Source organism: Bacillus sp. FAU20, assembly GCF_056033865.1.
Genome location: NZ_JBVYHY010000026.1, coordinates 734,603 through 759,979, shown reverse-complemented (window position 1 = coordinate 759,979; position 25,377 = coordinate 734,603). Strand labels below are relative to the sequence as shown.

General features: G+C 32.2%; 28 protein-coding genes, 2 pseudogenes and 1 riboswitch. Of the genes and pseudogenes, 4 read left to right on the top strand and 26 right to left on the bottom strand.

All coding sequences use genetic code 11. The annotated features are described in order from the left end of the window. Positions 1 to 169 precede the first annotated feature (169 nt). A complete protein-coding gene (locus AC0OM3_RS25700; protein ID WP_474213213.1) occupies positions 170 to 634 on the top strand; it encodes a hypothetical protein in 465 nt (154 codons plus the stop codon). 755 nt (positions 635 to 1,389) lie between these two features. On the opposite strand, the gene AC0OM3_RS25695 is transcribed toward AC0OM3_RS25700, so the two are convergent. The 11 genes and pseudogenes from AC0OM3_RS25695 to AC0OM3_RS25645 all read right to left on the bottom strand — a co-directional run bounded on the left by AC0OM3_RS25695 (position 1,390) and on the right by AC0OM3_RS25645 (position 8,630). Further along, on the bottom strand, positions 1,390 to 2,742 hold the full coding sequence (locus AC0OM3_RS25695) for an exosporium glycoprotein BclB-related protein (RefSeq protein WP_474213212.1): 1,353 nt from the start codon (positions 2,740 to 2,742) through the stop codon (positions 1,390 to 1,392). A gap of 2,180 nt (positions 2,743 to 4,922) precedes the next feature. Next, the gene (locus AC0OM3_RS25690) at positions 4,923 to 5,210 is read right to left on the bottom strand and encodes a hypothetical protein (protein ID WP_474213211.1); all 288 of its coding nucleotides are present in this window, start codon (positions 5,208 to 5,210) and stop codon (positions 4,923 to 4,925) included. Positions 5,211 to 5,225: 15 nt separating this feature from the next. Then, positions 5,226 to 5,708: a nucleoside triphosphate pyrophosphohydrolase family protein gene (locus AC0OM3_RS25685; RefSeq protein ID WP_474213210.1), complete on the bottom strand. Its 483-nt coding sequence runs from the start codon at positions 5,706 to 5,708 to the stop codon at positions 5,226 to 5,228. 20 nt (positions 5,709 to 5,728) lie between these two features. Continuing rightward, positions 5,729 to 5,980 (bottom strand): hypothetical protein, encoded by a 252-nt coding sequence (locus AC0OM3_RS25680; RefSeq protein WP_000109497.1) that lies wholly within the window; start codon positions 5,978 to 5,980, stop codon positions 5,729 to 5,731. Positions 5,981 to 6,005: 25 nt separating this feature from the next. Beyond that, positions 6,006 to 6,173 carry a DUF3954 domain-containing protein gene (locus tag AC0OM3_RS25675; RefSeq protein WP_000754942.1) on the bottom strand — a complete coding sequence of 56 codons (168 nt, stop codon included), beginning with the start codon at positions 6,171 to 6,173 and terminating at the stop codon, positions 6,006 to 6,008. Positions 6,174 to 6,191: 18 nt separating this feature from the next. Further along, positions 6,192 to 6,552, bottom strand: a pseudogene (locus tag AC0OM3_RS25670) (cell division protein SepF). Then, positions 6,545 to 6,823, bottom strand: coding sequence for an AbrB/MazE/SpoVT family DNA-binding domain-containing protein (locus AC0OM3_RS25665; protein ID WP_474213209.1), 279 nt, complete (start codon positions 6,821 to 6,823; stop codon positions 6,545 to 6,547). Before AC0OM3_RS25665 ends, AC0OM3_RS25670 begins: the two are co-directional and overlap by 8 nt. Positions 6,824 to 6,826: 3 nt before the next feature. Then, positions 6,827 to 7,894, bottom strand: a complete 1,068-nt coding sequence (locus AC0OM3_RS25660; RefSeq protein ID WP_474213208.1) for a DnaD domain-containing protein — start codon at positions 7,892 to 7,894, stop codon at positions 6,827 to 6,829. 57 nt (positions 7,895 to 7,951) lie between these two features. Beyond that, positions 7,952 to 8,116: a hypothetical protein gene (locus tag AC0OM3_RS25655; RefSeq protein WP_086398373.1), complete on the bottom strand. Its 165-nt coding sequence runs from the start codon at positions 8,114 to 8,116 to the stop codon at positions 7,952 to 7,954. Beyond that, entirely contained in the window at positions 8,116 to 8,382 is a 267-nt protein-coding gene (locus AC0OM3_RS25650) for a helix-turn-helix domain-containing protein (RefSeq protein WP_000522030.1), read from the bottom strand. Before AC0OM3_RS25650 ends, AC0OM3_RS25655 begins: the two co-directional genes overlap by 1 nt. Positions 8,383 to 8,438: 56 nt before the next feature. Then, complete coding sequence (locus AC0OM3_RS25645) at positions 8,439 to 8,630, bottom strand: helix-turn-helix domain-containing protein (protein ID WP_000854271.1); 192 nt, start codon at positions 8,628 to 8,630, stop codon at positions 8,439 to 8,441. A gap of 200 nt (positions 8,631 to 8,830) precedes the next feature. Between AC0OM3_RS25645 and AC0OM3_RS25640 the strand changes: the two genes are divergently transcribed. Beyond that, complete coding sequence (locus tag AC0OM3_RS25640; RefSeq protein WP_097961632.1) at positions 8,831 to 9,184, top strand: helix-turn-helix domain-containing protein; 354 nt, start codon at positions 8,831 to 8,833, stop codon at positions 9,182 to 9,184. A 36-nt stretch (positions 9,185 to 9,220) separates the two neighbouring features. On the opposite strand, the gene AC0OM3_RS25635 is transcribed toward AC0OM3_RS25640, so the two are convergent. From AC0OM3_RS25635 to AC0OM3_RS25625, 3 genes are all read right to left on the bottom strand, one after another. Continuing rightward, the gene (locus AC0OM3_RS25635) at positions 9,221 to 9,349 is read right to left on the bottom strand and encodes a hypothetical protein (protein WP_000836783.1); all 129 of its coding nucleotides are present in this window, start codon (positions 9,347 to 9,349) and stop codon (positions 9,221 to 9,223) included. 155 nt (positions 9,350 to 9,504) lie between these two features. Continuing rightward, positions 9,505 to 9,651 (bottom strand): complement C1q protein, encoded by a 147-nt coding sequence (locus tag AC0OM3_RS25630; protein WP_474213207.1) that lies wholly within the window; start codon positions 9,649 to 9,651, stop codon positions 9,505 to 9,507. Positions 9,652 to 9,688: 37 nt separating this feature from the next. After that, positions 9,689 to 10,840, bottom strand: coding sequence for an AimR family lysis-lysogeny pheromone receptor (locus tag AC0OM3_RS25625; RefSeq protein WP_474213206.1), 1,152 nt, complete (start codon positions 10,838 to 10,840; stop codon positions 9,689 to 9,691). Between the two features lie 545 nt (positions 10,841 to 11,385). On the opposite strand from AC0OM3_RS25625, the gene AC0OM3_RS25620 reads away from it, so the two are divergent. Continuing rightward, positions 11,386 to 12,495 carry a site-specific integrase gene (locus AC0OM3_RS25620; protein WP_474213205.1) on the top strand — a complete coding sequence of 370 codons (1,110 nt, stop codon included), beginning with the start codon at positions 11,386 to 11,388 and terminating at the stop codon, positions 12,493 to 12,495. A 38-nt stretch (positions 12,496 to 12,533) separates the two neighbouring features. Here the strand turns inward: AC0OM3_RS25620 and AC0OM3_RS25615 are convergent, their stop codons facing one another. The 9 genes and pseudogenes from AC0OM3_RS25615 to AC0OM3_RS25575 form a co-directional block, all read right to left on the bottom strand. Further along, positions 12,534 to 13,235: a pPIWI_RE module domain-containing protein gene (locus AC0OM3_RS25615; RefSeq protein ID WP_046946260.1), complete on the bottom strand. Its 702-nt coding sequence runs from the start codon at positions 13,233 to 13,235 to the stop codon at positions 12,534 to 12,536. 309 nt (positions 13,236 to 13,544) lie between these two features. Beyond that, a complete protein-coding gene (locus tag AC0OM3_RS25610; protein WP_002164034.1) occupies positions 13,545 to 14,030 on the bottom strand; it encodes a hypothetical protein in 486 nt (161 codons plus the stop codon). 207 nt (positions 14,031 to 14,237) lie between these two features. Beyond that, a pseudogene (locus AC0OM3_RS25605) lies at positions 14,238 to 14,369 on the bottom strand (site-specific integrase); the annotation flags it as partial. A gap of 351 nt (positions 14,370 to 14,720) precedes the next feature. Continuing rightward, positions 14,721 to 14,984 (bottom strand): DUF3937 domain-containing protein, encoded by a 264-nt coding sequence (locus tag AC0OM3_RS25600; RefSeq protein ID WP_002082716.1) that lies wholly within the window; start codon positions 14,982 to 14,984, stop codon positions 14,721 to 14,723. 397 nt (positions 14,985 to 15,381) lie between these two features. Next, a complete protein-coding gene (gene tenA / locus AC0OM3_RS25595) occupies positions 15,382 to 16,071 on the bottom strand; it encodes a thiaminase II (RefSeq protein ID WP_000144509.1) in 690 nt (229 codons plus the stop codon). Positions 16,072 to 16,198: 127 nt separating this feature from the next. Next, positions 16,199 to 16,304: riboswitch (TPP riboswitch) on the bottom strand. 73 nt (positions 16,305 to 16,377) lie between these two features. Continuing rightward, complete coding sequence (locus AC0OM3_RS25590; protein WP_474213220.1) at positions 16,378 to 17,292, bottom strand: D-alanine--D-alanine ligase; 915 nt, start codon at positions 17,290 to 17,292, stop codon at positions 16,378 to 16,380. A 4-nt stretch (positions 17,293 to 17,296) separates the two neighbouring features. Continuing rightward, positions 17,297 to 18,745 carry a MocR-like pyridoxine biosynthesis transcription factor PdxR gene (gene pdxR / locus AC0OM3_RS25585; RefSeq protein WP_474213204.1) on the bottom strand — a complete coding sequence of 483 codons (1,449 nt, stop codon included), beginning with the start codon at positions 18,743 to 18,745 and terminating at the stop codon, positions 17,297 to 17,299. A gap of 89 nt (positions 18,746 to 18,834) precedes the next feature. Beyond that, positions 18,835 to 19,860 (bottom strand): homoserine dehydrogenase, encoded by a 1,026-nt coding sequence (locus AC0OM3_RS25580; RefSeq protein WP_474213203.1) that lies wholly within the window; start codon positions 19,858 to 19,860, stop codon positions 18,835 to 18,837. Positions 19,861 to 19,947: 87 nt separating this feature from the next. Further along, a complete protein-coding gene (locus AC0OM3_RS25575; protein ID WP_474213202.1) occupies positions 19,948 to 21,189 on the bottom strand; it encodes an esterase/lipase family protein in 1,242 nt (413 codons plus the stop codon). A 279-nt stretch (positions 21,190 to 21,468) separates the two neighbouring features. Between AC0OM3_RS25575 and AC0OM3_RS25570 the strand changes: the two genes are divergently transcribed. Continuing rightward, positions 21,469 to 21,810 carry a DUF3914 domain-containing protein gene (locus AC0OM3_RS25570; protein ID WP_474213201.1) on the top strand — a complete coding sequence of 114 codons (342 nt, stop codon included), beginning with the start codon at positions 21,469 to 21,471 and terminating at the stop codon, positions 21,808 to 21,810. A gap of 76 nt (positions 21,811 to 21,886) precedes the next feature. Here AC0OM3_RS25570 and AC0OM3_RS25565 read toward each other — a convergent pair whose 3' ends face one another. The 3 genes from AC0OM3_RS25565 to AC0OM3_RS25555 are packed head-to-tail and all read right to left on the bottom strand — an operon-like array spanning position 21,887 to position 25,300. Continuing rightward, complete coding sequence (locus tag AC0OM3_RS25565; protein ID WP_474213200.1) at positions 21,887 to 22,573, bottom strand: lipoprotein BA_5634 family protein; 687 nt, start codon at positions 22,571 to 22,573, stop codon at positions 21,887 to 21,889. A 50-nt stretch (positions 22,574 to 22,623) separates the two neighbouring features. Next, positions 22,624 to 24,555, bottom strand: coding sequence for an ABC transporter permease (locus tag AC0OM3_RS25560; protein ID WP_474213199.1), 1,932 nt, complete (start codon positions 24,553 to 24,555; stop codon positions 22,624 to 22,626). Then, positions 24,530 to 25,300 carry an ABC transporter ATP-binding protein gene (locus AC0OM3_RS25555; protein WP_000404440.1) on the bottom strand — a complete coding sequence of 257 codons (771 nt, stop codon included), beginning with the start codon at positions 25,298 to 25,300 and terminating at the stop codon, positions 24,530 to 24,532. Before AC0OM3_RS25555 ends, AC0OM3_RS25560 begins: the two co-directional genes overlap by 26 nt. Between the last annotated feature and the right edge of the window lie 77 nt (positions 25,301 to 25,377).

The following is a 25,377-nucleotide window of genomic DNA, read 5'->3' as shown; positions in this document are numbered from 1 at the left end:
ATATTTATCAGATACACTTTGAAATCCCAGAGTATCCAATACTTTTATGAGTCGACTGACCAACAATATTCGATTTATTTTTAAAAATTTATTAAAAATAACTTAGATACAAAAAAGCTACGTTCTATATAGGATAAAAATTATCTTACGCAAAGGAGCTTGATTATTTGTGAATTACCAAAATGATAACAACTCTAACATTCACAAACCTTGCACTTGTCCATTCCCCACGGCTAACAGTTTAAATGTTGTTCAAACTACCCCATCAATAGTCTCTGTAAATTCTGCGATTCCATTAGATACCGTGGTAAATTCTAATGGTACGGCAATCTCATTCACACCACCAACAACTGTTTTACTTGAAGGTGGAAGAACCTATTTGGCAATCTATGAAGTGCAAGTTATCATTCAACCAGGAGGTAATTCGGCAGGTATCACTATGTATCTTAATAATAACCCAATCATTGGCTCTGGTACTTCTCTGGGATATACTGCAGGATTCACTTCTGTATCAGCACCCGCTATTTTCACTACACCTTTAGGTATAACAAGTACTCTTACTGTTAATGTAGGACCATATTCTAATACATTAAATACGTTAGGCTTAACTCTTGCTGTTGTAGCATTAACATAGTTAAATCTAATACTTTCTAAAATAAAATTCTTTGTCCTTTAACTGCGGTTTGGAGTTAACCTCTAAAAACTCACTATAACTACATATAGAAAAAGAATATTTTCTAGACCAATAATATTGGGTGACTCGGCTGACACAATTGCTGAGTCACCTATTTATCTATAATAAAATAACGCTTTGATTAAAATTTTTGATTCTGTCATTCAGTAATACAAGCTGATTCAATTTCTTCAAAATCTCCTTTTTCTTCATCAAAATCAATGACAGCATAGCTGGGAACTACTAAAAATTCTTTTCTACAAACGTTACAAGAAGGATCATCAAATGCATAAACTCCTTTAATTGTGTCTGGATTTTGCTAATCATAACCAGCATTTTCGAAAACTACAAGACCATTACACCCTTTAACATTACATTTATGTGCTTCAATAGCCATTTCTCATTCCCCATTTATTAATAAAATTCAAATTGTCCCAGCCACGTATCGAACTGCGTAGCTGGGATTTCTTCACCTACTTGGTGCATCTTTTATGTCTATTACTATGTAATTTACTAGCAGTGATCATTTAATTTAACACAATCACATCACATTCTCATAGCATATTTAATCATTTTCATTAAACATAAAATATAGTATAGTACCGAAAATAAAAAATATTAAAAAAAGAGAATGTCTTCAAAAGTTAATCTTTGGATACTTTTTTGACATTCTCTTTTCTTATTTCAAAGTTTTCAAACAAGAAACTTATAAGCGATTATACGAATGTTATACCCGCACTTGCGAATCCTGTAATAGCAGTAGCTATATCGAAACCAGGTGTAGTTGATGAAACAACAAGTAATATCTTATCTTGTGGAGCGACCGCAATTGCTTCTCCAACAATACCACTTGAAGTAGCACCGATAGCAATTAGACCACTAAATGCTGGTGTTAATAGTAATGGTACACCTACTGGAGTGAAAGTATTACTTGCTGCTGGCGCGCTGTACAACTGCATTTGAATTTGTATGCTTCCTAATGCTAAAGCAACCGCTACACTTACACTAAAGAAGCCTGCTAACGAAGTAATTGTACCTGCGCGAGGGGCTACAAATGCAAAATCAAATACTGGAGGTACAGGACCTATAGTAATTGGACCACCAGGTGGGACAATTACTGGGAAGAATGAACTTCCAAATCCAAGAAGTGCTCCTGTGTTTGCCAATCCACCTAAAACAGTTGCTAATGCTACTGGTCCACCTGATGCAAACGGAATAACCGCTCCAGCTCCTGTTGCTCCTGTTAGGCCTGTTGCTCCTGTTAGGCCTGTTGCTCCTGTTAGGCCTGTTGGACCTGTTGGACCTGTTGGACCTGTTGGACCTGTTGGACCTGTTGCTCCTGTTGCTCCTGTTGCTCCTGTTAGGCCTGTTGCTCCTGTTAGACCTGTTGCTCCTGTTAGGCCTGTTGCTCCTGTTAGGCCTGTTGCTCCTGTTAGGCCTGTTGGACCTGTTGCTCCTGTTGGACCTGTTGGACCCGTTGCTCCCGTTGGACCTGTTGCTCCACCTCCAGGACCTGTTGGGCCTGTTGGACCTGTTACTCCACCTCCAGGACCTGTTGGGCCTGTTGGGCCTGTTGGGCCTGTTGGACCTGTCGCCCCTGGCGTAGCATTGATTAATTGAATTAATAAATTAAAAAGAAGTTGTAAAGTTGCAGAATCAACATTTGAGTCGCAGGATATAGGGATAAGATCTAAAGCGAAGAAGAATTGTGCAAGGGCGCTATAAAATTGTTGCAATAATGTTGACAATTGTCCTAAATTAGGAGCTGGAGATTGTAATAAAACTAAAATACTTTGAGTTAATTGTTTCAAAAAATTAACTTCTGGGGAAGGTAATAAGGAATTTAAGAAAATTAAAAATTGATTAAACACATTGAATAACGCTACTCTGTTTGCATCACTTGGATTTGCAAAAAATGCTGAAATAGCTGATACTAATGAGTTTAGTAAAGTAATTAATTGACTTAATTGTTCCCTAGTAATAGGAACTGACTGTGGATTTTTACAACAATCTGCTGAAAAAACAATCGGCTTGCAGTTATTATGATCAAAACAATCATTATGTTTCATTTATTTCCTCCTTATTTAATAATTTTGAGAGAATACTCTTATACTAAGAAACACTCAATTGTAATAGTGTTGAATATTTTTAAATATTCATTTTTCTTAGAATAAAAATAGTTACTAATAATTAAACTATAAAAATTCAGCTTAATTACTTTCACAACTCACATAATATAAGTATACGCATCTATTTATCTAGTGCTTAGATTAATTCCCTAATGAAAAAGCGTATTTTTAAGGGAATACGTTATTACTCCTATCAACGTGTTTATTTTGTCAATAAACGAAAAGATATATTAATTTATAAGTTCAATAATGCCATTCTAGAGTAATATCAAATGAAGTTTTTTGAAAAAGTTTAATCTTCACAACCTAGTTGTTTATATCAAGAGTTTCTAATAATGCATTTCATTTTCCATTAAGAGCTAATCATTTTGCTTTTGCTGACTAATTTTTATTTCTTTGTAACAACTTATACTCATCTTACATACATTATCTTGAATCCTTACTTGTTAAACCATTTAATTGTTCATGACTCACAAACATCAACAATATTTGAATGGTGTACTGATTCACAAAAGAGTACCATATAATGGTGCTCTTTTTTATTTCTTTGTAACAACTTATACTCATCTTACATACATTATCTTGAATCCTTACTTGTTAAACCATTTAATTGTTCATGACTCACAAACATCAACAATATTTAAATGGTTTACTGATTCATAAAAGAGTACCATATAATGGTGCTCTTTTTTATTTCAACAATTTTATATGAAATCTGTATACTTTTTTGAACAATTTCCAATAAAATTTCTTAAAACCTTAAATAATATCATTGAATATTTACTCCGAGAAAAGAAATTTTTCGAAGAATCCTTTTTTAATACACTAAATATACTTTAAGTACAGAAACTTCTAAGACATTTCAGTTAATATTTCTTTAAGATTGGAGCAGTTAGCTTTTTTGTTCTTATTTTTTGCATACAACATACATTGTTAGTAAGTTCGTTATGTTCACAGAATTAGTTACCTCCTATCTTTAGAGCGCCGTAAACGAGCGCTCTTTTTTATATCGGCTTCACCAACGAAGCATTTTTGTCATACCTTAATATTGAAAAGGTATTCAAACTTCATTTCATAAAAGCTTAGTCAAAGGGCACTTATATACATTGCTCTTTGACTAAGTTTTTGTTACAAAATAAAATTCAGGTTCCTTTTTACTCCCGAATAACATTTCCAATTACGTTTATACTATAACTGTAACTTCAAGTTACATATCTGTACTTGTAGGGCCTAACCTTTATACAACGAGTAGTTAGCAAATTAAGCTGACTGCTTCGTTGTGCTAACAAAAGTTTTCATTTTATATATATATTCTACAATACTGTTTATACTATAACTGTAATCTTAAGTTACAAAACATAGCGTGTATGTGTATTGTTCTTTTAGATTGCAAAGCAGTTAGTTCACTGAACTAGCTGCTTTGTATTTTAACCATTTCTACAAGAATAAAATTTATATGCATAATTTCTAAAGTGAAATCCATACTATATTTAGGTCTTAACATCTAAAACCCTTATTTCAACCTTAGACCTAATAAACCGTTCCTCTTCCTTGGGACTAAGCAGTTAGCTTTTAGCTAGCTGTTTCTTAGTTTAAAGAATAACTTTTGAAAATATGTTAATACTATAGATACATCAAAGTGCAAGATGAATAGCCATCGAATTCTTCTTATGCATAGGACAATTAGTGTAACTAACTGTCCTTTTTATTTTTCATAACGCAATATCGTTTTTGTATAAAAACTGCACATTCAATAAAAACATACATAAAATATCATGTGGCATTCATTTTCAATATTAGTTTTGGTCATAGAGCGTTTAAAAAAACGCTCTTTATATTTGCTAATAAATAACCATTTTGCTCAAACATACTCACGGTTTATATAAACAAAGCATATATTTAAATAGACAAGACATAGCTTTTTATTTTACATGCACATTTTTTGTGCATGTTTTTCTTCAATACAATAACTATTTTATCATATTCCTTGCACTTTTAAATGAGACAAGCATATGTTGTAGTATAGTGTTTCATAACTTATTTACACTTCCCTTTTTCAAGAGTACATATTCGATATGTACTCTTTTTGCATCACTATATAATAACGCTTTTGTCTTGTTTTATAATCTGCCATGCTTCTTTAAAAACTTTTCTAGCTCACTGATCCACTCCAAAGTGAATTGAGTTGGATCTTCAATCATGTCATCCATAATTGAAACTATATTTTTATAAGTAATTTCCGCCTCATCTAATTGCCCTCGCAAATATCCTTTTTGATAATCTTTACTTTTCATTTTCACGCCATCTTTCCAAACTACGAATATATAAGGATTAAAGTTGATGATTTCGTTCGTATTTTGCTTTCGAATTTTTAATGGCCACAATTTTATATTTCGTTTTTTATACAAATTTCAAATTTTGTCTTACTTTACATCTACACGTGCTTGACTTGCTTCTCGACTAAAACCATCTGGATATCTTTTAGCTAATTTTGCAATATTCATTTCAGCAATATCTTGTAACGTATATCCCAGTTCATGCGCCATAATTGATAAATAATAAAGAATATCTCCAAGCTCTAAGGCTAACTTATAAGTGTTTCCGTCCTCTTCTCCTGGACAATGCGATGGTTGAAAACCATGTCCGTGATAAATTGCTTTTTTAACAATATCGGCAACTTCACCAGCTTCGCCTGTAAGTCCTAAAGCTGCATTTGAAACTCGTCCTCTAAAATCAGTTTTGTTATTCCAAGTTCGTAAAGTTGCTTCCTGATAATCATTTAATTCATCAATCGATAAGATACTTGCAATCTGTAAAACTGTAGCTTCATTTATAACTTGACCCTCATTTTTTACTTCACTCATTAATTTAGTTGCTTCTAATACACCATTTTCCATAATGTTCATTTTTGATTTCCCCTTCCTATTTAGCAAATTCCTAATCCTATCGGACGATTTTCAATTAAATACTTATCAGCCTGATCTATTACAAGGAGAGCAACCTCCGCTTGATGTCTCCTTAATGCTTTTGCCATCTTCGGCAAACTCATACCTTGACTCCACATTTTACGAAAACGAACTACATCTCTTTCATCCCAAATGAAGTTAGCTTCTTCTAAAGCGATGTATACCTTCAACCGTGATTCCTTCATCGCTTCATGATTTCTCGCTACACTCATAAGCGAACCTACTTTCTAAAAATAATTATTTTACCTTTTCAGTAAACTTAGTATCTACACGATCAACTTTACCGTTTATCCAAACAGCAACTTGTTCACCAAAACCACTCTCCGGTGGATTGAATGCTGTAACATTTCCATCCTTTACTATTAAAAGCTTGTTGTTACTAACATCAATTTCTACTTTTTTCATATGCCCATCTCCCTTTTACTACCTCATGTACTCAACAACATTAGGTTTAAAGCCACTTCCTAAATAAACCCTTACCGGAATTATTTCTTTTTTATCCCTTGCTGCCTTACACAATTCTTCAGCTGTATCCCAATTGAAAAACTTATCTACAGCTCTTTGAAATCTTCCATATTGCCATTACATATTGCTCAAAGATGTCATAGCGATCATCTTGTTTAGTTGTGCGTGGTAATTCATCCGTACACTTTGCATTCTTAGGAACTTGGACACGTACATCTGCATATGTAACGCGTCCATTTCCTTTCTTAACATTGGCTTTCATTACATCGAACTCACAAATTGCTGGATCTACATCGAAAATGTTTAGTTGCTTAGGCATGTGCCAGCCCACTCTTCTGAATAAGATCCAGTAATTCAATTACCCCTTCCTTACTCAAAAACATTCGGCCACCTAGCAACTCTATGTTGGTTTCAGAAATTTCACCGGTTACAAAGCATGACTTTTCATGTTTTCTTAAAACAATGTTTTCACCATCGATATGAAAATCTAGTGCCGTTCCTTCGGCAATCCCTAAAGTTCTGCGTAACTCTATCGGAATTACTACGCGACCTAGCTCATCGACTTTTCTTGCAACACCTGTGTTTTTCATACCTTACTCCCCTTTAGTATTTTTATATTTATTTAGAATCTCATCCAAACGTTTCTTATTATCCTCGAGATCCTCGTTTGAAGCTTGCTGTGGCTGCTGTATTGGCTCTTGTTCTTCTTGTTTGCGTAACCAATCCGGTACAACTTCCGTTCGTTTGGAATAACCTTTACCAGTATGTTTGTTGTTTTTCTTACTCATTTCAAATCGAGTATCTAAAGCAGCAACATCATTTAATGTTTTTACTTTTTCCTTTTCCCAACTAATTAAAATACTGCGAATATATCTCCACTTTGGTACATTTTCATCAATTGCTTTATTAACAGCGTGAATAACTAATTCATTACCGAATCTATCGCAAAACTCACCTAATTCTTGAATTGCAATTTCACTTAACGGAATCCCATTTTCAAGTAAAAAGTTGTAACTAGTTTTAAATTCTTGATCAATTAATTTCTGAGATGAAGTAGCATCATCATCATTTATATTTGTAGTAATCTCTGTAGTAATATTTGTAGTAATCTCTGTATTTGTCTTACGTTCTAGTGTAAGAGACTCTTTCGTTTTATCGTAGGAGGGTATTGCTTTAGAATGTAAGACTCTCCTGCTTTCTAAAGTAATAGGGCTATTACTTTTCAGTGTAGGAGGGTTACCATTTCCCCAATACATAATAGATATTTTCTGAATCATTTCAGGTACAGGTTCAACATACATAACGTTATTACACCTAGTTCTGTTAACAAGAATCGTCCTAAATTCAATTTTTATAAGTCCACGTTCTTTCAGAAAGTCACATGCTTCTTTTACTTGTCTTTTTGTAAATCCAAATGAATCCGCTAATTGTTGATAACTCTTTTGAAGCGTGTCTGCCTTAAACTTTTGTTTATATTGAACTTGACTAGATTCTTCACTTCTTACTTCAGTAGGTTTATACCAATAAACAATTTCTCCTAAGATAGTAATTGCAACAATATTAGGTTTACCATTATCTAATGTAAGTGTTTTAAACCATCCATGATCTATAACATTGCCACAAAAATTTATTTGCCCTATTTGTAATACCTTGTTGTTCATAGCTTTCACTCCTTTTCATAAAACCAATGTGCTATTTCCCTACTTTCCGTGGTATACTTATAACAACTTATTTTTTGAAAAGGACCCACTGCCATGGGTCTTTTTACTTTGCTTCACATCACTCCAAGCCCATTGCTTTATCGGCTCATAAGTTATGTAAAATAAACATGAACCACATGCAATTAATATCGCTAATATAGCTAATGATGTTGTATCTTCCACTAGATCACCTCCTTTTGTGCTTCAAGCCAAGCTTCTAAATCCTTTTGCAAGAAAAGTAATTTACGTCCTTCTCTAATCACTGGAAAATGTGGGTGATTTGCTAATTCATACATTCTACAAACTGCTATATTGAGGTAAGCAGCTGCTTCTTTCACCCTCATTACCTTGTTTGGTTGTGATTGTTGTTGGAATGAAGCTAAAGCTGCTTGAATTTCTTCGCGAACAACTTCGCGGATTGACTCTTTAATGATTTGATCTAATCCCATTTTGTTTTGCTCCTTTCTAATTTACTTAACCAAACATAACTTAACTTAAGGTTAAGTTATGGGCAAAAAATTTTAATTGCATCTAACTTCACTTTAAAAAACTCAGCGATTTTCACAATTAAATCATAATAAGGTCGACGCTTCCCGTTTTCTATATACCAATAATAAACTTCAGTAATACCCACGGCTTCAGCTACTTCCCTACATGTATATCCCTGTTCTACACGTAGCTGCTTTAGAGTTTTCATAAACAACTCCTCTCTTCCGTTTTTGTTGTTAATTACATAATAACTTAACCTAAAGTTAAGTTCAAGTGTTTCCCAAAATTTTTTTCAAAAAAATTACCTTTCCACTTAACTGATAGTTAATATATAATGACAGTGTGACACCATAATAGTAATTAAGAAAAAATAATTTCATATAAAATAAACTTGGGGTGTTTTTTATTATGTTTAGTCATGAGAGATTGAAATCATTAATTGAAAAGAAGAGCATCACCCAACAACAGTTAGCTGATGCAATTGGTGTTAGTCATGTTTCTGTTTATAATTATGTCGAGGGAAAAAAAGCACCCGGTACACGTACACTTCAGAAGATAGCAAATTATTTAAAAGTAACAACAGATTATTTGTTAGGTTTATCTGATTCACCAGATTTAACAGCGGGCGAAGACTTACAGTTAACAAAAGAAGCACACGAAATTCTTCAGATCATTAATGAATTACCTGAAGAACAACGAAAAAAAGCATTAGAGCAATTAGAGATGTTTGTGAACTACGAAAAATCTAAAGGAAATATGTAGTGTAAAAAGACTATCCAAAAAGTTAGATAGTCTTTTTTACATAACTTTTTCTTTTTTGGATTCACTCAAACAAATAGAAAATAATTTCTCTTTTGGATTATCCTCTTCTTGCAAAAGTAATAAAGCTTGTTTAATTAGATTAACTTCCCCTTCTTTGCTCTTCATCTTCTTCGATCTCCCTCTTTGTGTTTTTGTATTTTTTTTACAATAATTTCTTTTTTCTTCTTTCAGCAAAAAAAGAAATTTCTCCTAAAACTACAAATGACATCGCCAATTAAGACGATGTCATTTGTAATATATATAAACCTTTATTATGTATTTTACCAGCCGCCACCAGGGTCAACCATCATGTGTTGAATTGTAGGTTTTGAATCATTTGTACTAGGTTTTTCTTTTACAGAATCAGTGTTAATGAATAATGTAGCAGCTATTAATAGCGCAGGAATGATTGTAATTATTTTCTTCATTATTTCACCTCTTTCCGAAGACAATTATACCAATTATTCAAATTAAACCCAAGTGTATTTTTGGTAAATTCGAATAAAATATATTCCCAGATTTTTGACACATCAAAAGAGAACGTTTCATTAACTCTTCTTTTTTAGTACCTTCATATGTTAAACCTAAATATGTAGTCTGTATGTCTGTTAACCTTCCATTCTTCTCTTTTAATTGATTCAATAGTCTTCTCGCTTCAATCCTCTTACCTTGTTTAATCCTTAAATATGCTAGTTCACCTGAATGAACAACATCTGAGCTACTAATTTCTTTATCATGATGAATCTTTAGAAATGATAATGTATGTTGCACCATTTTTCTTTTTCTCTCAATTCCATTAATCTTACTATCCCCTATCACTTCAAGAGTCTTTTCCAAATAATATTTTGCCTTCTCATATTCATTCGATGAAAAAATATACGATTCACCTAACTTTAAATATGCATTTACTTTTGGAAAAGAAAAAAAGTTATCCCATTCAAGATCATCTAATAGTTCCATGCTAACATTCCTTGCTTCAATGACTTCACCACCCTGCAATGAAGTAACGGCAATGGCTTCTTTATATCGTAATTTATAACATTCTCGAATGTACCTATTACTTATTTTATTTATTTTTATTTCAAGAGATTTTAATCGCTCATTTAAAGAAGTAAAATTACCCGATTGATATTGCGCCTGACATAATAAAATTTCAATTAACACTTCCATCTCTGAGGTTCTTATTGATTTACTTTCGAGGCTTAATGCCTTATGGTACTGTGTAGCATCGATCTCACCTATATATCGTCTATATATAATTCGATACACATTAGCAAATTCTCTATTTTCTGCTATCTTTGATTGTGATTCACTATTTATAATATTAATTAATAGATTAAACTTTCCCCTTAAAGCTAAATCCTCCATTGCCTCACGTAAGTTTTCTGATTTTGGTTTCGTTATATATATATAATCTGTTAATAAATTTTCTTGAACCTGTATGCCTTTGTTTAATAGGATGACTGTCTTAGAAAGGAAGCCAAAACTCATGTCTGTGTTACCTTTAAAAACTTTTGTAACAGTACTTGGCTTAACTCCCCAATAATTTGCTAGTTTATTTTTCCTTATTCCAGCTGCACATAACTCTTTTTCAATTTGATTTAGAGCTTTCCACATGTTTTGTCCCCCTTATTGGAACAAGACACACTTCCCTATCATGAAAACGCACCTTAATGATGAATTACATCTAAAAGTTGTGTTATACTAGCCGTATATGTTACGCATAGTCGTAACTGAAAGGCTCATGGCAAATGTTTTCCCTACTACAATTAGGGCAAACGGTGTAAAAGTGTTCCCAGCACAATTACACACGCTATGGGTCTTTTTTGTTCCGTCAAATTATATTATTAAGAATATTCTATCACAAATAATCCAAACATCTATTCTCTCATATTCTGAAAATACTTGAGAAAGTTAAAAATATTAATATACTCCTTGTTTTTTAGACCCCCTAAAAAAATATGCAATATTGCATTTAATAACCAGAGTAGACATTTCACTATTGTTTAACAACAAATGAAACCCTGCACTATAACTGAATTTATTTTTATATGGTAAAATATACCCATCGCTGATATGTCCAAACATGTAATTTTCATAGCAGCAAAATTACAACTAGACTTATACAACATGATTCAAAACAAAATGAAGGAGTGTTTTAAGTGAAAGGACATATTCGAAAAAGAGGAAATAAATATTGCATCGTTATTGATATCGGTCCTGACCCAGAGACAGGAAAAAGAAGACAGAAGTGGTTTTCTGGATATAAGACAAAAAAAGAAGCACAGGCCGATGTGGCAAAGAAGATTACAGAGTTGAATGAAGGAACTTTTATAGAACCATCTAAAGTCACGTTAAAAGATTATCTAAATCATTGGCTAGAAATTAAAAGTATGAGCATAGAAAAGAGTACCTTTGCTGGCTATAAGGCATTTATCAACCAACATGTTATACCTAGTATAGGAATGGTTGCGCTCCATAAATTAAATGTTATACACATTCAAAAATGTTATAAGACTGCGATAGATAAAGGGATTGCAAACAATTCTATTCTGCTTATGCATAGAATTTTAAAGAGCGCTTTAAACCTAGCCGTAAAACAAAATATTATTTCTCGAAATCCAGCAGATTTTGCTGAGATACCTAAAAAAGAAAAAACCCCTATCCAGACTTGGACAGAGGAAGAAGTAAAAAAGTTTTTAGCTCATTCACAAGAATCACGATATCATATTGGGTATCTACTTGCAATAACTACAGGTATGCGTCTGGGAGAAGTTCTAGGGTTACGATGGCAGGATATTGATTTTGAAAAACATACTGTTACAATAAATCAAACATCCGGTCATGACAATAAAATCAAAAAAACTGCAAAAACAAATTCATCAAAACGTACAATTCCTGTACCTAATGAAACAATAGCAGCCTTAAAAAAACATAAAATTTTAATCAATAAAGAGAAATTAAGGTTTGGTTCTTCTTATCTAGATCAAGATTTAATAAATTGTAATGAGTTTGGAAGAATAATAAAAAGAGCACATTTCAGAAAATGTTTCATTAGGATGACACACAAAGTAGGTATAAAAGAAATTAAATTCCATGATTTAAGACATACACACGCAACTCTACTATTGAAACAAGGAGTTAACCCTAAAATCATCTGTGAGCGATTAGGTCATACAGATATTTCAATGACATTAAGTGTCTATTCTCATGTTTTACCGAATATGCAGGAAGAAGCAGTTAAAAACTTCGGTAAAAGTATCTTTGGATAACCTATGTTTGCAAAATGTTTGCATTTTATCAAAAAAAGTCAAACAAACGTTGTCATATCAAGGTTTGTTTGACCTATCATCTTATATTCTTGATAAAATCTCCGAATCCCTATTGAAATATTTAATAATGGAGCGTTCTCACCACCGCGGGTTATGCATTCGAATCGATATACATAGGAGAAAAAATCTTCTGTTTTTTCATCTTTTATCGGTCCTGACATCGCCTCACAAATATTTTGTGATCTAAGAGGAGAAAAATAGATTTCTTCTTCATTTGTATTTTCTAAATATATAGGGCGCTCACAAAAAATATGTGAGATTAAAGCGGGCACCCACTTAGAATACGTTTCATTATCATGTAGTACTGGCAAATTAGAAATCAAATCGGATTGCCATTCATATTTTGGTGGCTCTACTAATCTATTTGGCTTCCAATCATGAATAATCTCATACCAACTTTGAAAAATATAATCGAGCTGCTCTTGTTTAATAGGTTCTTTCGATACAATCCATGGTGTATTTTCATTTAATACGTACGGATTATGCTGAATAAACAATATATCGGAAAACATATCATACAATCTTTCATTTAAACGTTTCAACTTACTCGTTAATAAAAACGTCTTATAATGTATCTCTACGATGTCAAGCCATTCAATAGGAAAGTATATAAATGATACCTCTTCATTTAAAAGGGGTTCTACTATATTTTCAAATGTTAACAGCCTTAATTTTTTCATAAAATGATTCCTTCCTTTCTGTAGTTGTCTTGATTATCAAAATGCTAGAACAATAGTTACTTAATCTAATCCATTCAAACCAAGTATTTAAAAGAAAAGTAAAAACTGTTTATATAAATAAAATTTTATCAAAACAACTCTTTTAAAAATTTAAAGTAATTATCATTTACAACACCTCTGTATATTTGTATTTCAATACATTTAAATTATACATTTTATGTGATGTATTGTACTTATCATTTACAATAACTTTACAGAAAAACAAAAAAGAACACCTTAAATCGGTGCCCTTTTTACAAATATTAACCTTTATGTAATTGAACATATAGATAACATGAATCCTCCAAATGAAATTGCTCCTAGTAAACCTACTACAAATCCTGTTAAACAAATACAATCAGCAAGACAAATAGAAGACTGCGATAATGGAACAAATGACCTACTTGTACTCGACCCATATTGTTTTATTTTCTCATAATTCATATCTAACATTAAATGTAGACATGTTACACCATCCTCAATAGTATGTAGAGATTCTTTTTCTAACCGCTCCAATAATTTACTATCAAAAGCAACTGCTAGAGGGTACTGCTTATCTAATTTCATATTTTGATAAATTAGTTGCAAACGAGATAATATATTGTTTTTCTTCTTTTCAGATGTTACTGTACATTTCATATTATTAAATTCATTTAATAACAGTGTCAATTCATCTCTTTTTCCGTATAAATCTTTAGCTATTTTTCTCTTTAGTTTATACGAATGGATAATAGATTTTAGTTCAATCATATTCATACACTTCCTAATTACATATTATTTACCCAATTATTTTATAGATAAACAGTACTTTTTAATCTTATTTAAATTACACTCAAGCATCTTCATTTACTATCGATTAACATTACATTAACCTTACAAAGTTGTAATAAATTCATTAGCTAGAAGAAATCAATCGCTAATCTAGACAGATATTTGATAGTAAAACCATAAAAAAAGCAATGATTAGATTTTAAATCTAGTCATTGCTTTATCCATCACATCTTGATTACACCTATATATCTTATTGTTACTCTTTCACTTGAATGATTGAATATATCCATTAATAATGGCTATATTCTTTGTTGGCACGTACATATATAAAACTAATGTTTTTTAATTGATAAAGTGAAACTTTTATTAGTCCTCACCAATCGGGCTTTTACGGACAGCCCGATTGGTGGGATAAATAAAAATTAAAAAATATAAATTCTAGTTTCATATCTTTATACTTACTAAGTTCAATTAATTTCTCAATAATTATGGTGCCATTTCCTATATATTTCCGTCTGCCGCTTAGATTTTTCTGTACTATAAATGCCAACACCTCCTAGTAACCGGTTTCTATGATGGTTAAGAAATTTCTACAAAAAAAAGCCCTGATTAGGGCTTTTTTTTCTATTTCTCCAGCAAAACTCTCTATGAAATTGCTAATCAAAAAAGACACACTTAGATTGATGCGTCTTTTTGTGATGCCTCTTTTGTGAAATCATATAAAGCAATTGCGCCTAAAAGGACAAGTATACCTTGAGGAACATCTAGCAAAATAGTTTTCCAAATTTCTGGAATTACCCATTTGATATCTGCTGCTGTTTCAAGATATGTTTGGAAATAGCTTATTGTAAAATTAATTATCCCTAAAAACACAAACAAAGATAAACCAAATCGAATTAATTTCTTATTTGTAAACATATAACACCTCTCAAAATTCATTGGATATTCCTGCTTTTGCTTCTTTATATTTCCATATCCCTATATTTAATTTTAACACATAAAGAACTCAAAAAGATACAATATGCATATTTGCATATTGTATGAACAGCATTCCATGATGATTTAGAAATTCCCGTAAAGAAAAAGTAAATCCGTTACAATTAACAGAGCCGGTTTCTTTTCTTATTTAACTTCATACCACCAATCTTTACGTTCTTTGATTGTAAAATAAGTGTGACAGAATTTTATCCAGTTAATTCGTAGACAATTAAATGAGCTAACTTATCGATATTCTATTTCGCCATATCCGTAGCACTAATAACTTTACGCAAATTTAACAAGAAAAAATATATAGATAGGTATGATCCATACCTATCTATAACATTACTTCTATTCTTTATCCAATTACGTCTTTTACGTCTGTATCCACTGGCCACTTTTCTAATGTATAAGCCATTTCCCAAAATGAATATTCATATTGACTGCTAATAATAAAATGCTGTTTCATACGCTTGCGGTCTGCCTCTGTTACTTTTTCAGCGATAGTATCTAAACGTGTAATTTGTTCTTCAACTAGCGTACGGAACCAATCAGATCCATAAGCAGAAATCCATTCGTTATAAATTGGCTCTTCCGGCTGACACTCTTTTAAGCGTTCGCCAATTTCATAATACAACCAATAACAAGGTAAAATTGCTGCAATGATATCTCCTAAATGTCCTTCATAGGCAGCACGATACATATGTGAAGTATACGCATATGCAGTTGGCGCAGGAATAAAATTATCTTTTTCTTCTTTTGTTATCCCTAGCTTTTTAGCAAAATTCTCATGTAAAGATAACTCGGCCTCATATGTATTTTGAGCATGGTGTGCCATACGAGCTGTCGTCTCTAATTCAAGAGCTTTTGCAGCTCCTAAAGTTTGCACTCTAGCAAAATGACTCAAATAATATGAATCTTGAAGCACATAATAGCGAAAACTAGCTAAATCTAACGTTCCTTCACCAAGTTTTTTTACAAAGGGATGGTTAAAACTCGCTTCCCAAATTGAATCTACTTCTTTACGTAATGATTGTGAAAAAGTCATTTAAATCCCTCCAATAATGTATAAAATATAAGTATTTATCCACAATTATTAAAGCTGTAAAATAAAAAAACTTTCTTTACAGGCGTAAAGAAAGTGAAATTGACAGTATTTATTTACTCATTAAATAGCAACGTCTTTCCCACTTCCCTACGCTGGCATTAACCAGATCAGGTACTAAGAGTCTCAAAATCACATTTGATCTCAGCCTATAAAAGGCCCCCCTAGTGGATAAATATTTTATTTTTATAATGTATTCATCATAGCATACTTCGTGAAACTGTCAAAAGAATTAGTTATATAATTCCCTTAAAATCCTTCTTCTTTTCTAACTTTTAATGATGTTTCAATAATCATATCTAATAGTTTGCTATAACTAATTCCCGCTGCTTCTGCACTTTTTGGCAATAAACTTGATTGTGTCATCCCTGGTAATGTATTAATTTCCATTACATATGGAATTCCGTCCTTCACCATCATATCAACTCTTGCATAAACACTACATTTTAATGCTTTATAACAAGCAAGTGACGCTTTATTTACACGTTCCTTAATTTCTGCTGGAAGTTCGATAACTTCCTCAACTGTACTAGTATCATCATACTTTGCATTGTAGTCAAAAAACTCGGCTGCATGTCGAATTGAAACTATAGGTAACTGTTTTCCATCCAGAATTGAACATGTAATTTCATCACCTTTTATATACTTCTCAATTACTACTTCAGAATCCCATTCGAATACAGTTTCTAGCATTGAGATCAATTCATTTTTATTGTAAACGATTTTCACCCCGACACTCGATCCGCCAGAGTTTGGTTTTACTACTAATGGAAATCCTAACTTATCTAACTCATCAAGCTTTAGATCCTCCATTTTTGTAAGTTCAATCCAATCTGGTGTTTCTACACCTTCATAACGTAAAATCTTTTTCGAAATATTTTTATCCATACATATACTGCTAGATAACATATTACTTCCGCTATAAGGAATCCCTAAACTCTCCAGTGTTCCTTGAACTGTCCCATCTTCTCCGTATTTTCCGTGTAATGCGAGCAACGCAAAGTCAATGTCTTTCGCTTTTTCAATTAAATCCATTTTTTCATTTAATGTAATTGGAACTATTTCATATTTATTTTTATCTAAATGAGCAATCATTTCATTCCCCGTCATAATTGAAACTTGTTTTTCAGACGATACCCCGCCCATAATAACACCGATTTTCATTTTCTCAACTCCAAATTTCATTTTTTAATGTATCACCAATTATTTTAATTCCCCGAACTATTGCTTCTTCTTTCAAGCGCGAAAATCCTAATCGGAAAGTGTTCGCTCCTTCTCCATCAGAGTAAAAAACATCTCCAGGTGAAAACGTAACGCCTTTCTCATAACACTTTTGTAAAAGTGTGCGGGCGTTCATATGCTCTTCTAGCTCTATAAATAAATGAAGTCCACCATCTCCAGTCATTCTTTTAAAAGGAATGTACTGGTTACATGTCCCGACAGCTAACTCATATTTTTTCTTATAAACAGATCTTGCCTTTTTTAAATATTTTTCAAAATATCCCTCATGTAAATATTGAAACAGAACAGCTTGATCTAGCGTAGATGTGTGAATCGTTCTTGCTCTTTTTACGCTTTCTAAATAATGAATCAGCTCTTTATCTGCAATAATCCAGCCTACACGTAAACCAGGGAAAAGTACCTTTGAAAAGCTACTAATATAAATCACATTATTGCCAGCTCCAGCAAAAGTTAATAATGGAGCTAAATGTGAACCTGAATAACGTAGTTCTTCATTAAATCCGTCCTCTATAATAGGAACGTTGTATTTTGAGAATAACCTCATCAATTCCGTTCTTTTCTCTGAACTCGTAACAATACCAGTTGGATTATGATAAGAAGGAATTAAATAAGCAAAATCAAAATCTTTTTCACGCAAACTTTTTTCAACTTCATTCGTATCAATACCATCCTCATGCATATCAATCCCATGAACTTCAAGTCCATGTAAACGGAAAAGCTTAAGTGCAGCGTGGTGAGTTGGATTCTCACAAATGACACGACCGGATTTTTTTGATAAAGAAGAGAGTACAATATCCAATCCTTCTGTAAATCCATTTGTAATTAGAATATCTTTATTTGAAATGTCTACACCTTTCATTTCCATGTAATGAAGTAAATAATTCATTAACGGTCTATATCCCTTTGCATATCCGTAGTTCAATACGATGTCCCCTTCAATGGACATACGAGTAAGAAAAGCTCTTTTGAAATTTTCAACATCAAATAGCTTCTCATCCGGGGCTATACTATTAAAAACAATCATTCCCTTTTCCCAACGAACACCATGTTTCATTAAATCTAATTCATCCGCTAATGCGGTCACTGTATTAAGTTTATTTTTCCAATCTATTTCAACAGACGAAGTGTTAGATATATCCACCTTCGCAACAAAGTTCCCTTTTCCTTTAACTGCATAAATGAGTCCTTCTTGCTCTAAATCTGCATAAGCAGCGAGTACAGTGTTTCTACTCACGCTTAGTAATTCACTTAGTTCTCTTGTTGATGGAATTTTTTGATCCCCGAGCAAATGCCCTTTCATAATCATCTTCTTCAAATAATCTTTCAATTGAATATAAACGGGACGATCTTTAACAACTTTAAAATCCTTAAACAATTTCTTCCCCCCTGCAATCATTTTTGCATATTTATTTCATTCTCAAAAGGTCCACGACATATGTATTTTTTATAAAGGGCGGTACAGTCTTACAAATCTTTTCGATATAAGTTAATTACATCTTTTAAAGCTGCAGCTGCAGCGCCTCTTGGATTAGAAGCCCCACCAATTGTAGTAACTTGTCCCATCGTATCTGTAAAGAACGTAATTCCTTTTTCAGTTCCATTTACTTTTGCTAACGGATGTTTTTTTTCTATTTGGCACGGTTCAACATTTAAATTGATATTGCCACCCTCATCCTTATATGTTGATGCTATTAATTTAATAATTTTATGTTGTTCCTTAGCATTTCGAATTTGCTGTTTTGTAACGTGCTCGATTCCTTTTATATGTATATCAGTAAGTGTTTTCTCTGTTTCCATTAAGCGGTTTGTCAAAAGTAACAATTTACACGCACTATCTGAACCACTTATATCTAATATAGGGTTTGTCTCAGCAATTCCTTTATTTTGTGCTTCTTTCAGTGCTTCTTCAAATGTCATATCTTCCTCATACATTTTCGTAAGAATATAATTAGTTGTTCCATTTAATATTCCTTCTATTTTTTCAATACTACAACCAGCTAAACTAAATTGTCCGATATCTAGTGTCGGTAGTGCAGCGGCTGTTGCACCGCTATATCGAATTCGTACATTTGCGCCTCTTGCTGCTTCATTTATTTCTCTCCAGTTTGTAACGAGCGCACCTTTAGAAATTGCTACTATATCCATCTGTTTCTCAATCGCTTGTTTCATATATTGTTTCCCTGGATTTCCATCTTTAAGATTTGTAACTGTTGATTCTACCAATACAGTACCACTTATGCTAGTTGTTGCACGTTCCTTCGGATGATACTCTAAATATTTTTCAATTGCAGCGGTACCGCCACCATACATTAATAAATGATGAAGTGATAAGCCGTCTTCATTATGTATTGCAATATTTCTCCCTAATACGCCACTTACAACTAATTGAATCCCATATGTTTCATATATATATGAATATTTTTCATTTAATAATTTTATAAACTCTCTGCCTACTGTTCCGTATCCTGATAATACAACTTGAATTTTCATAATATCCCCCCATATTTTTCTACCAAATCCCTCTTTCAATATAATATAAAGCGCTCTCGAATTCCATCGAGAGCGCTTTATTATTACCTATTTCGGTAAACGTGATAGCTTTTCAGCAATTGTTCTATAAAACTCTTGAATGCTAGAAAAACCTAACGAGTCTGAAACACTTAACCCTACCATGTCGAGATGGTCCCAATTCGCTTTCGTTTCGATATGATTCCATTTTCCAATCTGTAATGACTCATTATTATTTACAGTAACATTAGAAGATGGTGCAATCATAGAATTTGTATTTACTACACCATCATTTTGCCACCAAGAAGTATCAACTAGCGGACGGTTTTCTTCATATCTCGCATAAGAACCTAAGAAAAATGCATTTCCCATTAACACTTTATTCATCGTTATATGAGGCAAATGTAAACCTGTTATAGGTGCTGCTTGTGATGCATGTCCACTATAGGATAAATAATACACATCTGGTTGCGTCTTTACCCAATTATTTAACTTCTTTGCACCATCTGTACTTAAATCCCATTGACTTATATCTTTTGTATTTTTCCAAAGTGAACTATTTAGAATACGATTACTATATTGGAAAAAGGACTCTCCAGCATTCTTCTTTATACCCCATTGATCCAATTTAAAATCATATAATGATAAATTATTGTTTCCCCCAAAGCTTGCAGCTGTAATGAGTAAATCTTTAACAAACGGCAGTAGAAGACTACCATCCGCAAGTGTTGTACCGTTGTGAGGGGTTGCTAATGTTGTAACACTATGAACATATGATTTTCCGCCTTCAAATAGTGGTGATATTTTGGTGTCTGGATGATTTTTCACATAATTCTTTTCTTCAAAACTACCTTCTTTTAATAGCTGTACTAATGTTCTAATCGTTTGTCCACCCATGCTATGTCCAACTAAATGAACTTTATTTGTTTCACTCCAATTCGGCGCAAAACCACTATAAGTTCTGCCAAAACGATTATGTCCATGTTTCTCAGCATGTACTGCACCATAGTCTACTGTCCCACCGCTAATTTGTGCATACAATTCACATGCACGATCCCAGTTACTAGAAACAGGTCCAACAGCTGCGGTATGTACCGTATAACCATTTCGTTTCAAATCTTCCTGTATATCATAAACACCACCCCAATATTTTACGCCAAGCATTTCTTCTCTACCCCATCCAGCAAATCCATTCACCAATATGATAGGATAATTATTTTGCTGCCTCTCTTCAGCGTATGATATTTTCGCTGCGAATGAACATACGGTCACTAATGCAAAAAAACATATTTTTAAAAATAACTTCCCCATATTTTCTCCCCCCTAATAAAACGTTTACATTTTTCTTTTTAAAAAATTAACAGAATAATTTAACAACTTAAACATAATGTAAAGTATTTTATATACGTTGTATATATAGAAAACATATACAAATGTTGATAAATATTAATTCAAGTAAATATTTACTTTTTACAATATAACTTGTAAATCTATTTATTAGGATTTATAATTAGATATAGTTTCCTCATGTTAAAAAGATTTAAAAATCATAAGAAAACTAATCTCATTGCTTGAAAAGGAGGAAAAAGCATGCAAATTGGATCAAATATTCATACATTATCTCAACCTACTAAAATAACTCCATCTACTCTTGAGCATAATATTATCTCTTCTAGTAAACTTGAAAGTAAGAAAGTAAATGATCCTATCAAGTTTGATATTCGTTCATCTGAAAAAGAAATGAAACAGCCTGAGCATAAATTTAATGAATTAGATTTATGGAAGATGTTAAAGGATAAAGGTGTTCCTTTATGGATCATCCTTGAAATGCTACAAAAGGCTCGTACAGAAAAAGAAGCCCAAAATAATTCAGTTCAAAATTCAAATGCGATTGAGGGAACAAACGAGACTCGATTAAATGAAGTAATGTAAAGCATAATAATTGATTTGTCTATAAACTAAAAAGAGTTCGAAACTGATGAAATTTTTATCAACTTCGAACTCTTTTTTAAGGTTTTTCGCCAATCGTTACGAATTGAAAAGATACTTCTCCTTCCAAACCTTTAATTAACTTTTTTACTTTGACATTTTCATTAATCAATGTATTATCTGTTGACATTTTAGGTTTTTCGTCACCTAGAGATTTTTTCAAATGAAGAAGATGCATTTTCATTTCATTTGCCTTTATTTCTTTATACACACTATTTTTTGCTATAATCATATACCATTCCGTTGAATATTTACGATTGTTGCCTATCCAAGCATCACTATTGTATGTAACAGGAATCTCTTCCCCTCCTATTTTAATACTTTTCATAGTCATATCGGCTTCACTTGTAAATAATAGTGCTCCTTCTTTTGGGAATTTCGGTAACGTATCTATAATATAATTGGAGCCATTATCTTGTTTTCGAAAAAGTTTTTCTTTAATCAATGCTTGTGCTGTAGATTCATTTAAAATTAAGACATTTCCATTTCCAACTTCCCCTTTTTTCACAGAAAATACTTCATTTTCTTTCGTAATTTCCTGATAACGATTAATAATTGGTGAAATATTATTTTCATCTCCAATAATTAATACACCGTTTGCAGGAAATGGATTCTCCTTTTTAGAACATGCACTAAAACTTATTAATAGTAGTATCGTTAACATAAAAATAGTTAAAATTCTTTTCATCTCGTTTCCTTTCATCATACAGTTCATTTTTCTACATACTTTATTGTAGTCTTACAAGCTAATAAATTCTATTGCTCCATAACCTTATAAAGCTTTTGCAGATAACGCCAACGGGTTATAAAGAAATATAAAACTTGTATACATATAAATGAAATTAAAATAACGATAGAGCTATTTATGATAGAAAAATCGACTAATTGCTGTAATGCTATATAAGCGACTACAGTATGAATCACTGCAACGACAATTGGTAAAAAGAACATTAATAATAACTGTCTCGTTACAACTTTTTTTAACTCACCTTTACTTAATCCCATTTTCGAAATCATTTTATATTGCTGCTGATCGCGATCCAAATCTGTATATAATCGGAAATAAATAAAACTAGCAGCGAATGTAAAGAAGACGATTCCGACTAAAATACTTACCATAAGTAATAAACCATTCTTTTGCTTTGCTTCCAACAAGTTTAATGTTAAAGCTTCAAAGTAGAAATCTCTGTCCCTAAGATCTTTATCGAATATACTCTTTAATTGATTGGAAATCTCTTTCGTTTTTATCCAATCATCTACAACAAATCCGTAAGTACGATATGGAATTTCTTTATTAACTGGGTCACTAGTAAGAGGCATTCCATCATATACCTGATCTTGAACAGCGATATAAATAGTTCTAGAATCGTGTGGTAAAACTAAATTTTCTACAGCTTTTTTCACATGAAATGTCTTTGTCCAGTCACCTTGAATGACTTCTATATTCTTTTTATACTCGCCATTTTTAAATTCTTGTTTTTGTGATACGACTCCAGGAATTAATAAAATTTCATCTTCTTTTTCAATTGTTTCTTGTTGATAACCTAGTGCTTTAGCAAGATCGTTGTATTCACTTAACTTCATTACATTTACGCCATTTTCTGTGTATATATATGAAGATGAAGCCATTCGATACGGAATATTAGCATCAGAAAGGTGCTTTTTTATAATAGAAAGATTTTTATTCAATACTTTGTCATTTTCAAGACTTCCATACAAAAATGTATAGGGATTTGTCATCCTTACCAAATCCCTATTTCCAATTGCGGCTGTTGTACCAATTGCTGTAAATGCAACTGCTGAAACAATAGATACTATAAAAAACATCGTTGCATTATCTTTCATACGGTAAATTAATTCAGAAAATGTTAATATATTTGTTCTCTTTAAAAAGAAAGAGTCCCTCCTTTTAGCAAGGCGCAATATATACACGCTACACTGTGTATATAAAAAGTACGTTCCTATAATTACTAGGAGCACACCTATTCCAAGCGTAATAAAATTGGTACTTGGTATGAAGCGAAATACTGAAAAATATCCATACCCTATACTAATTAAAGAAAGTAGCGATAATAAAACTGAAGATTTCGGTTCAGCTTTTGGCTTTTCCTCTGCTCGAATAAGTTCCACAAGTTCCGTTACTTTTATCATTTTAAATGTAAATAATGAAACAATTAAAAACAAGAAAAGAAATGTGATAACTGTTAATAATACAGCCCGCACTGGTATATAAAAAGGTAAACCATTATTAATCATTAATACACTTGCACTTATCAATAAGACTAGTTTAGAAAATATGAGTCCAATGAAAATCCCTATACAAATTGAACCAAGTCCAATCAACATATTTTCAATTAATAATAATTTCTTAAGCTGTCTCATTGACATACCTTGCATCAATAAAACGCCAAATTCTTTCTTACGCGTTTTTAAAAACGAACTAACTGAATATAAAATGAAGAAAAATGAAAATACAAAAATCAATCCTTGCGAAACTAAAAATCCCAATGTACCAAATGCACTTATTGTTGCACTTGTCGATTTCAACTCACCTTGTAAATCAGGATGAAATAATAAAAGAGCATACGTAAAGAAAATCATAATAGAAAATGCACTACTTAAAAAATGGGCAGCATATGTACGCTTATTACGAAAAATATTATTAAATGCGAACTGACGAAAAGTCATGCCTTTTCCCTCCTAACAAAGAAAGGACATCCATAATCTTTTGATAAAAAGTTTGCCTACTTTCACCACAATAAATTTCGTTATATAGTTGACCATCTTTAATAAAGATTACTCGGCTGCAAAAGCTCGCTGCATACGGATCATGTGTAACTAACATCATCGTTGCTTTTTCTTCTTTATTTAGAGTATCAAGCATCTCCATTACATCATTTGAAGATTTAGAGTCCAAGTTCCCTGTTGGTTCATCTGCAAGTAATAATTGCGGCTTATGAACGATCGCACGAGCGATTGCTGTTCTTTGAGCTTGTCCCCCTGATATTTCAAACGTTCTTTTATTCAATATATCTGTAATATTTAACTTCTCTGCAATCTCTTCCAATCGCTTGTTCATTTCTTGCACGGAAACACCATCTAAAGTCATCGGCAATACGATGTTTTCTTTTACAGTAAGTGTGCTAAGAAGATTAAATGATTGAAAAACAAATCCTAATTGTTTTCTGCGGAATAACGCTAATTCTTCTGATGATAATTGAAAAGGATTTGTGCCATTAATAAATATTTCTCCCGATGATGGAGAATCAATAGTAGATACCATATTTAATAACGTTGTTTTCCCACTACCTGATGGACCCATAATTCCTACAAATTCACCTTCTTGAATTGATAAATCAATATCTACTAATGCTTTATAAGGTACTTTCCCTTTATATACTTTACTAATACTTTTAGCCTGTAAAATTTCCATGTATATTCTCCCTTCATTTCCACTACTCACTATAAAGTGTAAATGAATTATCTTACAGCTCATATTGATTCATCTTT